Raw genomic sequence first — 15,839 nt, forward strand, 5'->3', positions numbered from 1 at the left:
CAACACGGTTACGTGGGAACACGAAACTGGACAACTCAATTCCGCAACGGTCGGCGAGCTTGTGACACCGCCCCAATTCGGCCGCCGCAACAGACTTCGAGGCCCTGCTAGACTGGAAATTAACGTGCGAAAAGGAATGACAAGCGATTTCGTGGTCGACTGTCGCGTCGGCAACTGTGTCAATGAGATCCGGCGCGCACCACAGTTCCTCATGCTCTGAGGGCCGTTCTCTGTCAAACCACGCCGCATTGAGCGGGTGGTTCGGGTGTCGACCATCACAGTCTTCAAGGAACAAGTGGCCAACGACCGCCCAAGTGGCGGGAAGATCATACTTTTCAAACAGGTCCAACAACTCTAGCCACATCTCTCGGGCGCGCGCGAGTCGTCGCTCTGGTAAGACCGGGAAATCGACAAACCCCCATGCGAGTTCGGCGTCCAGCGAAATGACGACGGTCCCCATCGATTGGGTGTCTTCAGGATCTAGGGTGTTAGTAACGTTCTCCTTAGAGTACTTTTTAGCGCCGTGGACACCCCACATCGCCGTCAGGAATGTTCTGTCCGTAGTGGTTGTTCCCGAAATGAAGGTTTGTTAATGATTCGACATGTGGCTGGATGACTGCTTCGTTACCCCGACCCGCCGATGGCTGCTTTGGGTTGTAAAACCAGTTGTGGTGGATCTCACCACGGTCTTCGGGGACGCCACGGATGCTGACGTGCGTTCCCGGTTCCTCAGGATGTTGACCAACGTGTCGGAGGGGCGTGAAGGTGTTATGATGGATCAGCAGCGTCGTTCCACCCGGCTGATGTGTTCCGACCTGGTAGGATGGTGTTTCGGTGCCGCCAAAGTGATTGTATCGGACCTCGTATCCGGCCTCCCCGGTCCCACTCGCAACAGAATGGCGATTAAAGTTGAATCTGTTGTACTCTATAAGCGTATTGTCCCCGTCTAAACATTGGATACCGTAGCCCAGTCCGCCCATGGGGTTGTCGTGGATATGGCAGTGATGGATATGTGTCGACGTTCGGAGTTTGAGTGCTGCGTGGTTGAAACCCCATAGCTCGGTGTTGTCGATTTCACAGCCTGCTCCCTCAACGGTGACGCCACTGGATACCGGGGTACCGTACTCGCGATATCCGGTTTCGGGTCCACTGATCCGGAGTCCGGTCAATCGGACATCCTCGCTCAGGCCCATGAGGTGTTCATAATCGATGACGCCAGTGGAGATCTGGCCACCCGACGCGCCGTCGATACCACGGTTAGAAGCGAGGGTTACTCCGGTAGGCACAGTTAGCCGGTCACTTCCGGTAACTGGTGAGGCATCAATGGTAGCGTCGCCAGCAACGTAGACAGTATCGCCGCGGCCGGCAGCATCCAGTGCAGTAAGCAACTCGGAGAGTGTCTCGACTACGTAGTTGGCATCTGACTCAGGAACCGTGTTGGCATACCCGCTGCCACCGCCGATCTCTGTAGCCGGATCTGGAGACCGCTCAAACGGCGAGAGGTCGATCTGCTTCCCATCAACGTATACCGCAGCGAACGGCTCAACGGGCCCGAAGTCGACAATCTCGCCGGAAAAGTAGTACTGGTCGCCGTAGCCGTTACCAGTATATCCGTCGATCGTCCAGGTGTCGTCGTCATTACGGACGATGCTGTCATTGTCGTCAGCGGCGTTTTCCGTATCACCAGTACACGGAATCGGTTCACCCGTCGTCGTCAGTTCGTAATCGAGTTCAGAAGGGTCTTCCGTGGTCTGTATCTCAACGACGTGGTCAGCAGGCGCAACTACCTCCGAGACTGTCACTACCGCTCCGTCCAGCCGGATTTCGTAGTTCCCACTGGCATTGAAACCGGTAACGATACCGTTGATCTCGTAGCTATCGCCGAATCCATTGCCTGTCCGCCCAATTGCAGTCCACGTTTCGTCGTCGTTTTTCGCCACGCTATCGTTGGCCTCTGCTGCGTTCTCGCCGTCATTTACCGGGACGATCTCGCCTGTTGTAGTGAACTCGTAGCGCACGTCAAGGGAGCCAGTCTCGCTTTGCTGATCCGTTGAAATTATTTCGAGAGTACGAGAAGATGGCATTCCAAGTCCATTCGGAATCATCGGTACTGTACTTGCAGCTAGTATGCCTCCCAGTAGCTGCCTTCGTGTCAGTAGTGACCGTCCCTCTTTGGTGGAGTCCGCACTAGAACTGGCCCCATCATAACTGTGGGGTAGTATGTAATCCTTTTCGACCATTCAGGAGTACATTACTAATAATGGAATAAAGCGTAATTACGACTACCGCATCTTTCGAGGCCAAGTAACTACCAGTTACGATTCAGTTGGCAGGAACAGATTCAGACAGTAAGCCGAACCTTCCGCACGGATGAGTCGATAAGAGACAGCGGCTCGCCGGGAACCTGAATGGTTGAGTCGGTTATTAGGCACTCGTCTGCACTGGTGAACCTAACTCCATCGCGCCCCGCTCCCGACTGCTTGATTACGCAGTCCCGCAGTACTGTTCTGTCTCGATCAGCGATAACAACGGCAGCACCGCCGGCTGCGTCGCCAGTCACACTAACGTTCTGGAGAGTAAGTGGTGCCCCGGTGCCGCCACTGTCCCCACTGATGGCCCTGACCGCATTGTACTCGTCTTTGTCGACGTGGATCGTCGTGTTGCGAAGGGTTGCAGAGTCGTGGTCGGGGTGATAGACGATAGCACCGAATCCGGGGCCTGCGTCACTAGTGATAGTGATATCACAGTCGCTGATGAACTGCCCGGACTGGGCACGTAGCCTGATGCCGCGGACGTTTAGCTTCTCCAGTGACGGGTACGGTGGTACCGAATCGACGCGAACCGTGACTCCGTAAGCCGTCGATCCGGTTGATCCCAGCCGAACGTTAGCGATGTTGTTATTTGCGTACAGACCCCCTCTGACGTGCACAACGCCGTCCCGACCCGTATAGTTCCGACTGCTTCGGCCCGGTGCGGAGGCGTAGAGTCCGTTATTGGGGAAGTTAGCGACAGTGCAGTTCTCGAACCGAAGTGTCCCGGCGTGGTTTTTACCGACGAAGACACCAACACCGTTCCCCCCTTGATGTCCACCGTCGGGGGCAGAGACATCTCTCACAACCCCTGTCGAATCCGGGTCGCGCACGTCAAACCGGAACCCGACATGTGGTGTCGTCCGGTCCTGATCCGGCAATTGACCACGGATTCTGAGGTCCTGAGCCAGAAAGTCACCATTAGCAATCACCCTCAGGGTGTTTCCGAATCCCGGCCGTGAAAAGTCAAATGTCAGTCCTTTTAAAAGAAGGTCTTCGATACCCTCGAACGTAATGAGTGAGCGCTGATCGCTGGCTGGTGTCGCGGGCTCAAACAAGACCTGCGCCTCGGGCTTCGCTCGTAGACCCAAGTTACGAACAGGGCCGACGTCGAGGGAGCCAAGACGGTACCTTCCCGCGGGGAACTCGATGAGTGTATCATCATCGATGTACCCCTCGAGGACGTTGTCGATCCGTTCCGACCCATCGGGGTCTGCACCCGCTGCAATGGCGTTGACGACAGTGTCGAATCGCGACTGGGTTGTGACAGTCCCGGGGTAGCTAATACCGACTGTCAAGGCCGTAGCGGCGATCCCCTTAATAAATCTCCGCCGCGTCCGCTGACCTCCATTCATTGCTGCCTGTAGCCGTCTGAGGTATTATATAATACACCCCTTACCATCGATAGGTCGGGTGGCTCTCGCTGCCTTCCCGTGCGGTCTCCGGGTTGTGTGCGCATAACTCCCCTTTACTTATGACCGTAACCGTAGACTTTCGGTGCAAATGATAGCAGGAACAATCACACGAGGCACTCGACCCGTACCGGTGGGTCTGTAACCCCTGAGCCGATGGCACAGCGTCGCTCTCTCCTATTGATTCATCACCGCGATGTTAGGTCACCGTTCAGCGCGACTGTCCCACACTACATCTCGACAAAGCTTGCAGCTACACACACTGTTCATGTCATCTGTAGCGCCGACAAAGACCACGATGCAGGCGGTACTGGTAACACGTCAGTCGTTTACCATCCGATCCGAACCGGCAATACCCGCCTCGTTTCGACGATAGCGTTCTTCATCATCGCCACACTGTACGCGACCGTACTCGGGGCTCGGCATCGGTTCGATGCCACCTATGGCTTCCAGAGAACCCTCGTTCAGGCATGGGTTGGCGCTATTGCTGGTGACTCGCGCTTTGTCGCTGGTCTTCAGGTGGTTCCGGTCCGACAGAAGCGTGACTTTGTTATGTCTAGACAGGCAGATATGTCGCCCGCGGAGCGCCTCTCCGTCATGATCTGGGCAGGGTACGCCGCCGCAGTCAAAGTGGCTTTGCAGCGGTGTGATCAGGTCACCTGTTTGACTGAGGGGATCCGTCAAGTCACCGAACAGGAGTACGGGCTGGACCTCTCGTCGGCGACAGTCATCGGAATGGGCGTTGATACTGAGACGTTCGAGCCCGCTGACGGACGACAGACTGGTGACTCCTTCTCTAGACCACTGACCGTGACATACGTTGGATCGCTCGGCGCAGCCAGGGGGCTCCCACACGTTATTGAAGCGCTCGCAGAGTGTGGCGAGACGTTTGAGTTCCATATCGCGGGTGATGGCCAATCCGGTTACATCGATGCAATGCAGGCAAAGGCTGCGAAGTTGGGAGTGGCTGACCAGATCGTCTGGTACGGACGAGTGCCCCACAGTGACGTCCCAGGGCTGTTGACCCGGACTGACGTGGCCATTTCTCCGCTAGAGGATATCGAGTCGTATCGAATCAGTTACCCGGCGAAACTGCTCGAATACATGGCAGCCGGCGCAGTCGTCATGGCAACAGATATTCCGCCACACCAGCGCCTGATTACGGACGGAGACAATGGGCTCCTGTACGATGGAACAGCAACGGGGCTTTGCTCGGCGATCGAGCAGTGTCTCGATGACCCGGCTCTTGCCGGTCAAATCGAGCGCACGGCCAGAGAAACTGCTGAGGCGCATGACTGGGACACTGTTGTCGACAAACACGCCGTAGCGCTGTTCCCAACTACGCCCAACCAAGCGACCCCATAGCCTGCCGCAACTGGATTCGGATACCGGAGTTAGCCAACAACAGCCCGGCGTAACTCAACACGCCGACTCCGAGGCCAACGCTGAGACGAAGCCAGCCGGGATCGAAGGGACGAATCACCAGCGCAACCGTACCAGCCATCAGTGTCGCCGCGATAGCGCTCCAAACGATTCGTTTACGGGGGAGTGGAATGCGGACGAACTGCCGCACGTAATAGATTGACACCACGGCGGCCGCCGCCGCGCTCAGAGTCGTTGCGACCGCTGCTCCACGGATACCGAAAGACGGAATGAGCGCGAGATTGAGAACAACGTTCGCACTGATAGCGACGACACTGCCCCGGTAGCCCAGTTGCGGCGCATCCATTGCGTACAGTGCCGGACCGATAACAAGCTGTACTGACCGGAGGATCTTCTCTAGCATAAACACAACCAGCACAGGATAGCCCGCGGCAGCCGCGCTTCCGAAGATAGTAGTCAAAAGATCGGGGCCAAGGACGACTGCACCGGCGAACGCTGGAATAGTCGCGTACAGCGACAGCTGAACCCAGGTTCGGAAGGCGTCTTCAATGCGTTCAAACCGGTCCCGGTCGTGCCATCTTGAGATCTGTGGGAACAACGATGTGCGGATAGCGTTGGTCAACAGCAGCGCGACAGCGGCAACCCGCCAGGCGATTTCGTACACACCGACCAGTGATACCGGGACGAACAGACGGAGGATCGCCACGTCGATCCACTCGTAGACGATTCCGCTGACACTCCCGACGAACAGGTACCGCCCGAATCCAACGAGTGCGTGCGCCCGGTCCAGTCGAGGCCAGCCCACTCTGATATCGAGCCGTGCCATGGCTCCGAGCGCGGCCGCGAGGTCGCCCAGCACGAACCCGAGAACGAGGCCACTTGCACCCATTCCATTTACCACGAAAACGGCACCCGTTCCAACCCAGGTCAGCTTCCCGAATACTTTCACCGCTGCGTTACGCTCAACCTGGAATTCCCCCGCGAGCAGGCGCAGCGAAAGCTCTCGGACCTGTCTGATGACGAGGCCGGTGACCAGAATGGGTACAACGCCCGGAATGCCGATATACTGCTCAACATAGGAGGCAAATGCCACTAGACCGGCCAGCCACGGCAGCACCAGCAGTGTCTTGACGACGAGTGCCGTCCCGAGAACCTCGCCCATCGGGGCAGCAGCCGAAAGCTGTTTTTCAACCGCCTTCGAGATGCCCAGATCAGCGGGGATATTGAGCATCCCAATGACTGCCTGAAAAAGAAAGAACGACCCGATAGCCCCAGTGCCCATGGCTCGAGTGAACCCGGCAACCGCTGCAAACTCGATGATCGCGAGTGCGATATTTCCGGAGAATAACTTCAGGACGGCCGTTCTAACTTCCATATAGCAACACCAGTACCTCGTGGACTGCGCTGGTATCCATTTGTTAGCAGGGGATTATCTAGCTATAGCAAGGCGTACCGCGATTGAAACCGATGCATACCGACGGGATAGACGGTGCCTGTATCGGTTCAATCGTTACCACCAGTTCGGATAAGCTCGACCATGTGCTCCGTTACGTCACGCTGCTGTGCCAGGAGCCGCTTACGTTCGCGCTCCCAGCGCTCTGCGTCGTCGTCAGACAGCAGAGAGTCGGCCCGGTCGATGGCCGCTGTCCCATCTGTATACGAGTACAACAGCTCCCGCTCCTCCAGTTCGAGGAAATTGTGCATATCGTTGTCTCCGACGACGGAATTTATTCGGATAGCTGGTGTTCCCAGCAGGGCAGCCTCAGTTGGCATCGTCTGTGAATCACCGATATAGAGGTCGGCAAAGTAGAGGAGGTCATGGACCAGATGCGGCGGGACAGCGAGCTGATGCCGGTCGTACTCTGTCGGCAAGTCCCCCTCACAGGTAATATACACCTCGCCCCGATCACATAGCTGCTCAACGAGCTGTGACCTGGCGTCCGTGTCGAGTCCCTTTTCACCGATATCGTGGTACGCATCCCAGCCCGCCAGTCTGACCACGGTGTAGGTCGCATCTGGGTTGACACCGTGGGCTCGTAGACGCTCTGGGTCCGGCTTGAACCGGTCGGGGTGGAGGTACGCTAGCTCCTGGAACCCGACCGTGTGTGACTGTCCAAAGGGAACGTGAAAGTCCATCCCCGGTGGCGAACAGATATCGTCGACGAATGGGAGCGTGAGTCCGTGATACAGCAGCCGAACCGTCCGCGGGCGAAGGACTGTGTCCATGTACACAAGGTTCCGACAGCCAAGCGCAGTGGCGACGTGGACCGCTGGCGGGGCCAACCGCGCGACGATTACGGAGGGATCAAACTCACGGGCCAAGTTGTAGAGCCGCCGCTCTCGCTTCGCAAGCTCGGCTGTCAGCTCCACTAGCCCGTCGCTTTCGGTGGTAAGTGTGACGTAGTCCAGTCCCTCGGCCGAGAGCAGGTCAACCGTCATCTCCTTCTCGCGAGCAGCCACGAGCGTCTCGAAGCCCTCTGCTTCGAGCTCCCGGGCGGCATATTTGAAAAGATGGACCTGTGCGGGATGATTGACGCTGAACAGGACTCGTTCACTCATCGGCTGTCTCTCGTCGACGTTGCAGTTTCAGAACTGGGTCCCTCGTGGGCCAGTATCCATCGGTGCATAAGATCTAGTATTCCTGCAAGCGATGGCCAGTAATTTATACTCGAATTAGCTGTCGAGAGTCCGAGGCTATACGCGGATGGGGTCATGGTAATCGTACCTCGACAGGGACAGACACCACTCTGAGTGCATTGTCCCGCGTGGGTGTTTCCGGGGCCTGTCCCTCATACAGGAGCACGACGACGGTGCCGTTGCCCGACGGTCCATCGAGTTGCACGCTCACGTCGTCCGTTACCGGGATCGACGGTCGAGCGGTAACAGACGTCCGCTGCCTGACTGACCAGGAACCGGAGCCGTTCCCCGACTGGCGCTCAAAGCCGACAACGTACGTGTACTCTTGGGACGTATCGCCGTGGTGTTCGATTTGGACTGTGTAGTTACCCGTATCACCCGGGAAATAGACGCCCTGGTAGCCTTCGATGGTCACATTTCCTGCAGCGTTCTCAGTTCCGATTGCGAGTTCGGCGTTCGCCGTTGCTCCGTTTCCATCGAGAACCACTACGCCAGCGACGGTGACCAGTACCACTGCAACGACGGCGGCCAAAACCGGTAACACGTCGATACGTGACTCGATGTCGAGCACTTCGCGTCCAAGCCCGCCGTCCACCGGCGGCTCCCAGCCTGTAACAGTCCGCCGGCCCGCAGCGACGGCACAGCACCCAACTGTCACGGTAGCGGCGACAGCACAGATCAGCGAGAGGCGAATCCGAGTCACCATCGAGAGGCCGTACAACACCATCGGAAGTCCCGATGCGCTTGCGACAACTGCGAGTGTCACACGTTCGACCGGGACAAGCCCGTTTAGTCGGTTACGAGGTCGCGTAGGCGGGGCTCGGCTATCGCTTGTGACTGATTCGACAGTCAAGCTCGGGAAGATCGCAGTGACCAGAGCATATCCCGGCGCGAACAGCAACACTGGCAGGGCAACGGGGATCCGTGCCGTCGGTCCCAGCCATCCCGGAGACTGCAACACCGAAGCCACCACGGTCGTATAGCTGGCGACGAGTAGCAAATCGGCGTACGGCCCCGTCCGGTGTAGCAGCCGGTTACACAGTGAGTGAATCATCGGTAGCTACCCTGACACCTCGAAAGTACGGCAGTACTGGACCGCCCCATTGTTATAAACTACGGCCGAATCGGACGGACAGACGAGTTCCCTGTCAAGCTGTACTTTTTTGAACCGACCGTTAGCAGTGATGATTGGCGACCCAGTGGACTGATAGCGCCGGTACACCCGGTCTCTGCTCTCAAAGCCACCGCTATCGGTGTCGTACTCTAACGGCCGCGACGACTGGTTTTGCCAGAGTGGAAACACCATCCGGTAAGGGTGATCGGTCACGACTGTACTCCGATCCTGTGGCCGGAGCGCTGAGATCGATTCCACCGCGGCCAGCTCAGATTCCGTGTGTGAGTACCGCGGGTATGCTTCCTCAAAGGCAGGGTTCTCGAGCGTCGCCTTACGTGAGACGAAGACTGACCCGGGGAACACAAGCGCGAGAATCAGCATACAGGCGACGACAGTACGGGTCCCAAACTGTTGTGTGACGTATCGCAGGCCAAATACGCCAACGATTGCCATCAGGACATAGAGGAACGCGAACCATCGATCCGGAATGAAGACGTTGATGCCAAACAATGGGAGCCCCAGTGTGAATACAAGCATAATCCCCGCGCCGACAACAAATATCGCGGAGAGTTGGGTGAGGCGGTGTCGCTGAAGCAACACCAGTAGTCCCAGCACTAGCAGACACAGCAGGATCGAGAACCCCATTGCGTCAACGAGAGTCACTGCAGTGGGGACATCTTGCACGATTGAGGCGGGCAGTTTTTCACTGGCGGCGTTACTGCTGCGCAGGTTGAGGAAGCCGGCACCTGAGAGGTCGCTGCTGAGCAGTACAATCATCCGGCCGATGAATGACTGGTCTCCATAGGGCGTAACCGACCAGAACCCCATTGCCAGTACCGTCGTCGTACCGAACAGTCCAATCGTGTTTACCGTTGGAATCTCCGAGGGGACGCGGTCCGCGACGCCACTGAGATAGTCCGTATGGTCTGTGACGAACTTGGCGACGACACCGGCACCAAGCAGTGTAAGCACGATGAACGTCGACACCTGATGGACCAGCACGACCGACAGACAGCAGTACAGCGTAAGCGCATACAGTGGGCGTCGGGTGTCGGTGTAGAACAGCTTCGTTAGTCCGAACAGGACGGCGGCGAAATAAACGAGCCCAAGACTGTTCGGGATAACGTCGATACTCCAGCGCAACATATAATCGCTCATCGTGAACAACGCTGCAGCGAGAAGCGAGCCCCGTACTGCCAGCATATACCGGGCTGTACTGTATACTAGTAGTGGCGTCATCGGAATGACGAGTGCGACGCTCGCAAACATGGCTGTCCGGAGACTGGATCCGAACAGCGCCGCACCGCTGACGACGAGTATGTGATACACCGGCGCCACCGAGTACTTCGACTCGGAGATAGCAGCGGTTGTTCCGGCGGACTGTATGTCCGCGATGAACTGGGTTACGTGAACCCATGTGTCGACGCCAATGAATCCTGGAGTGGTCAGCAGGGCAGTGTACTGGATCACGAGCAGGAGCCCGAGCAGTTCTGCGAGCACGACCCGGGGGCGCAATGCCGATGTCTCAGCGAAAACGATCTGCGCAATGATTGCCGTGCCAATGACGCCGCTCACGAGATGGAACTGAATCGTCCGGCCGTTCTGGAGAGCCCCAAGCAACGCCAGGGATCCAATTCCAACGATGACAGCCGTCTCTACGACCCGTACCGCGTTCTTTCCCACGAACGCTGTCGTGTGCGTGCGTGCTTCGTCGGTTCGTAGCCACCCCGCCAGATATGTCAGGCCAGCAACCCCACCACATAACGGGACTATGAGAACAAATATCTCTGTTGTGAACAGCACCAGTGGCGCGAGCAGTACTGTGGCAACTATTCCGACACAGGCGATAACAACGTCTCTCGGAACGGACTTGCGACTGATTTTCGGGACCGACGGCAGATTCATGTTTGGCCGTCAGCTGTCCTCCACCAGATCATGGTCCCCCCTTGCGTGATACGATACTTTGTTAACCAGATCTTTCGGCGTAACCAGCCTGAAAACGGCTACTTTCCGCGAATGAATGTGTAATAATACCACGGCACACAGGCGTGGTGAGCAAAGTCCGCAATCTCTCGCTAGTCAGACATTTCGGGATATGTTGTGTACCGCCTAAGAGGTGCTCTACTCTCTAAAAAACCGGTAATGAGGCGTTATTAGACTGATGAGGCTTCTTTCGGGGCACCCTGTACACTGGCTGTCGTCCGCTATCGATAGCGGGAACATATGGACCTACTCGGAGTCAGACTCAGCAGCCATCATGTGCTGTTCCCGGTAGGTATCAAGCAGGTAGTTGTCCCAGACGAGGTCTCCGAGGACGTGGGCGTACAGGACGAGGGCGGTAAACAGCGATAGCGGCTCGGAGACGAGCCAGAGGCCGACCACGACCACGCCGCCGATGAGGTGATGGCTGAGGAGCCGCTGGAGCGGCCAGAGGTCCTGCGGGCCGAATATTACGTCCTGGTCGAACACCACTATCTCGGGGTTCCGGAGACAACGGCGGAGGGCGGCCCAGTCGCCGGTCTCCAGTCTGGCCACGGCGAAGTGGTCAAAGTCGATGGCGACGCCGACGACGACCGCGTAGCCGACGGCGGCCCACCACGGAAGGGGGACCGGCAGGACGGCAACGCCGACGGCCCCGACGGCCGCGGAGACGATGGCGTGATCTCGGGAATACATACGTGTCCCTCTCGATGGGCGTTCGCAAAGACTGTCGGGGTCGGGCTTGCGGTAGCGACCGCAGTTACATCCAGAGCAGTTGTGCGTGGCGCGTCTCGCCCAGATCGAGGACGTTCTCCTCGTCGACGAAGCCGTGTTCGACAGCAACATTGACGGCGTCGTCGCCGACGATGTTGGCGACCGAACAGCGTGCGAGACTGTCGACGATTTCGTCTTCGGTAGCCGTTTCGCCGCCGTAGAACTCCTCGTTGACCGTGAGCGATACGGGGCCGTTCTCGAACGTTTCGCCCATGATGTCAGGGTCACAGACGGAGACGAGCAACCCCTCGTCGGTGTCGCGTTCGTTGAGTATCATTCAAGCAGTTGCTGTTCGGCCTCCTCGCGCATCTCGTCGACTTCCTCGGCCAGCTCCTCGGCGCGGTCGAACTCGCCGACCTCTTCGAGGGCGCGGGCCTTCTCTTCGAGCACGTCGGCGTTGCGGAAGCCGAGGCGGACTGCGTTGTCGAACGCGTCGATGGCCTCGTCGGCCAGGCCGCGTTCCAGCAGGAAGAAGCCGCGGTTGTACCAGCCCTCGCCGAAGCGCGGGTCGATTTCGACGGCGCGCTCGGCGTGTTCGAGTGCCTGCTCGGAGCGGCCGGACTTCCAGAGCGCGTACGCGAGGTTCGTCTCCGCTGTGGCGGCGTGGTCGGACTCCTCGTCGAAGTTGAGCGCTTCCTTGTACGCGCCGATGGCGGCGTCCCACTCTTCGAGTTCCGCGTGGGCCGCGCCCTTGTTCGTCCAGGCCTCCTGTTTGAGCCGGTCGTCGTCCGTGTACTGGGCGACGCGCTCGAACGTCTCGGCGGCCTGTTCGTGGCGGTTGATGTGCATGTACTCCAGGCCGACATCGAGCAGTTGCTCTGGGTCGACGGCGTCAGAGGAGACGTTCCGCTGGTCCAGCAGGTCGGTGACGACACGCGAGTCGACGGGGTCGACCTTGTCCGGGTCCACCTCAAACTCCGGCGGTTCGAGATCGAACCCCTCGTAGGGGTCGTCGAACCCCTGGCCCTCGGAGAAGGCGTGGTCGTCGTCGTGGTCTGTCATGCCTCCTGATTGACGGCCAATCCGGTTAAGGGCTACGTCCACGGCTCGTGAAGATTTAGGTGTCCTGCGGTCGGATTCCCGGATATGCGGGACCCACTGGCAGTAGACGCGTTGCTCGTCTTCTTCGGGGGTGTGTTCGCAGTCGTTAGCTGGGCTGCTCTCACCTCAAACCAGACCTCGCTGTCGCTGTCCGCCGCTGGAGCGGGCGTTGCAGGAACGGTCGTTCTGGCGGTTCTCGTCGGACGCTACTACGCGCAGCTACCGGCGTTCGGGCGCTGGGTATCCAGTCCGGCAGAGACGCCCCGGGCACGAGCGCGGGTAGCCCTCCTGATTGTGGCGGCCATTCTCGTCCGGCTATCTCTCGGTCTCCTTCCCGACACCGCCATCCCCGCTCTCTTCGGCGTCGCGGTCGCAATGGTCGCTCTGGGACTCGGACATAGTCTCTGGCGGTGGCATACAGCCCCAGATCACAGCAGTCACTGACCCCGTCGTAGCTTTCTTGCGGACACGACCGGAACCGCTAGCTATGGCCAACCGCCTGTTCGTCAGCGTCGATCTGGACGGGCTCGAAGACGCTATCGAGAGCGTACAGGAACGCTTCGACGGCGTCTCTGGGCTTCGGCTGACCGACCCCGAACAGGCCCACATCACGCTGAAGTTCCTCGGCGACACCGACCCGGACCGCGTTGACGACATCGTCACTGCTCTCGAAGGGGCGGTCGAAGACAGCGGCGTCGAGCCGTTCGAAGCCGAGTTCGGCGGTCTCGGCGTGTTCCCGGCGCTGTCCTACATCAGTGTCGTCTGGGTCGGTGTCCGCGACGGACAGGGTGGCGCGGAACTGACCGCGTTGCACGAAGCCGTCGAGGCCCGGACCGTCGCGATGGGGTTCGACCCGGAGGACCACGAGTTCACGCCGCACGCAACCATCGCCAGGATGGACCACGCCGGCGGCAAAGAGACGGTACAGGACACCGTCAAGAACGAGGACCCGGATGTCGGTCGCCTGCGTGTCGAGGAAATCCGGCTGAAAGAGAGTGAGCTGGGACCTGACGGCCCGACGTACCGGACCGTCGAGTCAGTGTCATTATGAGTGTGTGCCGTCTCGGCCAGCGGGGTTGCTGTCGGTGCGTGTTCTACACGGACACTGTTGGCGTGCATTTGTTGTCATATATCTGTTAGAATGCGTGTTGTGGCGTCGGGACTATCGTAGCACTGGCCTATAACCGAGTGAGGGGCGTCAATTAGCCGCTTGAGAACCTATTTACAGCGTGCCAGCAGACTGTTTAGGCCGACCAAAACAAATCAGGTTAGTGACAATTTTTATCGGTCCGAGCGGCGTAGGACCGATATGGTCGCCGTTGAGAACGTTGCTTTCGTGTTCGTTGCGGGGTTGCTTACGGCGCTTGCCACCGGCCTCGGTGCGATCCCGTTCTTTCTCGTTGATGAGTTCTCCGACAGATGGAACGTCCTGCTGTGGGGGCTAGCCTCGGGAATCATGGTCGCCGCATCGCTCTTCGGACTCGTCCGGGAGGGGCTGGCATACGGGTCGCCGCTGCTGATGATTCCCGGCATTCTCGCTGGCGTCCTGCTCGTCGTCGTTGCCCACGAACTTCTGGATGACTTCGACCAGTCACCCGAGCAGTTCGAGCGGGCCGACTTCAAGAAGCTTCTGCTGATTCTGGGCATTCTGACTGTCCATAGCTTCCCAGAGGGCGTCGCCGTCGGCGTCTCCTTCGCGGAACTCGGGCTGGAGTCGGCCACGCCCGAATCCGCTGTGGGTATCCTCGGCGTCTCTGTCCCGCTGCTGGCTGTGTTCATGACTGTCGCCATCTCCATCCACAACGTCCCTGAGGGGACTGCTATCGCCATCCCGCTCCGTTCGCTGGGTGTCAGCGAGTGGAAGATGGTCTGGTGGGCGGTGTTCTCCTCGCTGCCACAGCCGGTCGGGGCCGTTATCGCGTACTACTTCGTCACGCTGGCGAAGGCATTTCTCCCGTTCGGCTTCGGCTTCGCCGCTGGGGCGATGGTGTATCTCGTGCTCACGGAGTTCGTCCCCGAAGCGCTGGAGTACGGCGACGGCTTGCCGGGTGGCGGTAAACGCGAACTAACTGCCGGCGTCGCCGTCGGGGTGCTGGCGATGGTACCGCTGGCGTTCGTTTAGAAGGGCAGTTTGCTTCGGATGACGGTGAGGTCGACGAAGGCCTTCAACGGATCGTCGTAGTCATCGACGCGTGTTTCCATCCGGTAGTTCGAGTGGTCGACGGCGAAGAAGTACGGCCCGGGTTCGTCCAGTGACTCCCGTGCGCCGCCGTCGTCCGTGGACGCCTGATAAATATCCGACCCCGCCGGCTGGACCGCTGTCTGGCTGAACTTGGGGTTCCCCGGCGGTGTCTCGTCGGGCTCCCGACCCTTGATGAACGTGTCGTACTGCTCGAACTGCTCGCGGTCAGTAAAAAAGTACACGTTGAACGGGATGTCCGCTTTGACGATATACCGTAGCTCACCGCCGGGGTCAGACACGTCAGGGATCTCCTCCTTGATCCACGCCTTGTGCGGGTTGACTCTGACGTCCTGTTGCACGCTGACGACGACCTCACCGCCCCCACCCATGCAACCAGAGCCGACGGCTGTCGCACTGACACCCATTGTCTGGAGGAATCTCCGGCGCTTCATCCATTGATAATCAGGGCCACGGACTACTTAGTTCTACGTCCGCAGTTATAGCCGCTGATAACGGGCCGCGACCGGCTCGAAAAGGAAGGAATTTAAACCACGGCGCGGAACAAGCACCATACCATGGGTAAGAAATCGAAGGCTACGAAGAAGCGACTGGCCAAACTCGACAACCAGAACAGTCGAGTCCCGGCCTGGGTCATGCTCAAGACGGACCGCGAGGTCCAGCGCAACCACAAACGACGCCACTGGCGGCGCAACGACACTGACGAATAATGAGCGCCAGTGACTTCGAGGAGCGTGTCGTCACCGTCCCGCTCCGAGACGCGCGAGCCGAACCGAACCACAAGCGCGCAGACAAGGCGATGATCCTCATCCGCGAGCACCTCGCCAAGCACTTCTCTGTCGACGAGGACGCCGTCCGCCTCGACCCCTCGATCAACGAGGCGGCCTGGGCCCGCGGCCGCGCCAACACGCCGAGCAAGATCCGTGTTCGCGCCGCCCGCTTCGAGGAAGAGGGCGAAGCCATCGTCGAAGCAGAGACCGCAGAGTAAC

At 59.0% G+C, this 15,839-nt stretch carries 16 protein-coding genes and 1 pseudogene; 6 read left to right on the forward strand and 11 right to left on the reverse strand.

What is annotated here, in order from left to right; genetic code table 11:
* Positions 1 to 22: 22 nt before the first annotated feature.
* From AV929_RS22905 to AV929_RS02505, 3 genes and pseudogenes are all read right to left on the reverse strand, one after another.
* Positions 23 to 538 (reverse strand): annotated as a pseudogene (locus tag AV929_RS22905) (polysaccharide deacetylase family protein); the annotation flags it as partial.
* The gene (locus tag AV929_RS02500; protein ID WP_023843104.1) at positions 516 to 2,018 is read right to left on the reverse strand and encodes a right-handed parallel beta-helix repeat-containing protein; all 1,503 of its coding nucleotides are present in this window, start codon (positions 2,016 to 2,018) and stop codon (positions 516 to 518) included. The pseudogene AV929_RS22905 and the gene AV929_RS02500, both read right to left, overlap by 23 nt.
* Positions 2,019 to 2,341: 323 nt before the next feature.
* Positions 2,342 to 3,664, reverse strand: a complete 1,323-nt coding sequence (locus tag AV929_RS02505) for a twin-arginine translocation signal domain-containing protein (RefSeq protein WP_050037473.1) — start codon at positions 3,662 to 3,664, stop codon at positions 2,342 to 2,344.
* Between the two features lie 609 nt (positions 3,665 to 4,273).
* Here AV929_RS02505 and AV929_RS02510 point away from each other — a divergent pair.
* Entirely contained in the window at positions 4,274 to 5,086 is an 813-nt protein-coding gene (locus AV929_RS02510) for a glycosyltransferase family 4 protein (protein ID WP_369802616.1), read from the forward strand.
* Here AV929_RS02510 and AV929_RS02515 read toward each other — a convergent pair.
* The 7 genes from AV929_RS02515 to AV929_RS02545 form a co-directional block, all read right to left on the reverse strand.
* Complete coding sequence (locus AV929_RS02515; protein WP_023843105.1) at positions 5,061 to 6,479, reverse strand: oligosaccharide flippase family protein; 1,419 nt, start codon at positions 6,477 to 6,479, stop codon at positions 5,061 to 5,063. The genes AV929_RS02510 and AV929_RS02515 overlap by 26 nt on opposite strands.
* Before the next feature lie 128 nt (positions 6,480 to 6,607).
* Positions 6,608 to 7,663, reverse strand: a complete 1,056-nt coding sequence (locus AV929_RS02520) for a DUF354 domain-containing protein (RefSeq protein WP_014039365.1) — start codon at positions 7,661 to 7,663, stop codon at positions 6,608 to 6,610.
* Positions 7,664 to 7,814: 151 nt separating this feature from the next.
* Positions 7,815 to 8,795, reverse strand: coding sequence for a DUF1616 domain-containing protein (locus tag AV929_RS02525; protein ID WP_230458819.1), 981 nt, complete (start codon positions 8,793 to 8,795; stop codon positions 7,815 to 7,817).
* Positions 8,796 to 8,801: 6 nt separating this feature from the next.
* The gene (locus AV929_RS02530; RefSeq protein ID WP_014039367.1) at positions 8,802 to 10,760 is read right to left on the reverse strand and encodes a hypothetical protein; all 1,959 of its coding nucleotides are present in this window, start codon (positions 10,758 to 10,760) and stop codon (positions 8,802 to 8,804) included.
* 324 nt (positions 10,761 to 11,084) lie between these two features.
* Positions 11,085 to 11,531, reverse strand: a complete 447-nt coding sequence (locus tag AV929_RS02535; protein WP_014039368.1) for a hypothetical protein — start codon at positions 11,529 to 11,531, stop codon at positions 11,085 to 11,087.
* A gap of 64 nt (positions 11,532 to 11,595) precedes the next feature.
* Complete coding sequence (locus tag AV929_RS02540) at positions 11,596 to 11,886, reverse strand: DUF424 domain-containing protein (protein ID WP_004594041.1); 291 nt, start codon at positions 11,884 to 11,886, stop codon at positions 11,596 to 11,598.
* Entirely contained in the window at positions 11,883 to 12,611 is a 729-nt protein-coding gene (locus AV929_RS02545; RefSeq protein ID WP_014039369.1) for a tetratricopeptide repeat protein, read from the reverse strand. Before AV929_RS02545 ends, AV929_RS02540 begins: the two co-directional genes overlap by 4 nt.
* 84 nt (positions 12,612 to 12,695) lie before the next feature.
* Between AV929_RS02545 and AV929_RS02550 the strand changes: the two genes are divergently transcribed.
* The 3 genes from AV929_RS02550 (at position 12,696) to AV929_RS02560 (ending at position 14,772) form a co-directional block, all read left to right on the forward strand.
* On the forward strand, positions 12,696 to 13,094 hold the full coding sequence (locus AV929_RS02550; protein ID WP_023843107.1) for a hypothetical protein: 399 nt from the start codon (positions 12,696 to 12,698) through the stop codon (positions 13,092 to 13,094).
* Between the two features lie 43 nt (positions 13,095 to 13,137).
* Positions 13,138 to 13,701, forward strand: a complete 564-nt coding sequence (gene thpR, locus AV929_RS02555) for an RNA 2',3'-cyclic phosphodiesterase (RefSeq protein ID WP_014039370.1) — start codon at positions 13,138 to 13,140, stop codon at positions 13,699 to 13,701.
* Between the two features lie 258 nt (positions 13,702 to 13,959).
* On the forward strand, positions 13,960 to 14,772 hold the full coding sequence (locus AV929_RS02560; RefSeq protein ID WP_014039371.1) for a ZIP family metal transporter: 813 nt from the start codon (positions 13,960 to 13,962) through the stop codon (positions 14,770 to 14,772).
* Here AV929_RS02560 and AV929_RS02565 read toward each other — a convergent pair.
* Positions 14,769 to 15,221, reverse strand: a complete 453-nt coding sequence (locus AV929_RS02565) for a hypothetical protein (RefSeq protein WP_014039372.1) — start codon at positions 15,219 to 15,221, stop codon at positions 14,769 to 14,771. The genes AV929_RS02560 and AV929_RS02565 overlap by 4 nt on opposite strands.
* A 186-nt stretch (positions 15,222 to 15,407) precedes the next feature.
* Between AV929_RS02565 and AV929_RS02570 the strand changes: the two genes are divergently transcribed.
* Together AV929_RS02570 and AV929_RS02575 are read left to right on the forward strand one after the other, a co-directional pair.
* Entirely contained in the window at positions 15,408 to 15,560 is a 153-nt protein-coding gene (locus tag AV929_RS02570; RefSeq protein WP_004518346.1) for a 50S ribosomal protein L39e, read from the forward strand.
* A complete protein-coding gene (locus tag AV929_RS02575) occupies positions 15,560 to 15,838 on the forward strand; it encodes a 50S ribosomal protein L31e (RefSeq protein ID WP_004518347.1) in 279 nt (92 codons plus the stop codon). Before AV929_RS02570 ends, AV929_RS02575 begins: the two co-directional genes overlap by 1 nt.
* Position 15,839 lies beyond the last annotated feature (1 nt).

This window comes from Haloarcula sp. K1 (assembly GCF_001647155.1).
Taxonomy (GTDB): Archaea; Halobacteriota; Halobacteria; order Halobacteriales; family Haloarculaceae; genus Haloarcula; species Haloarcula hispanica.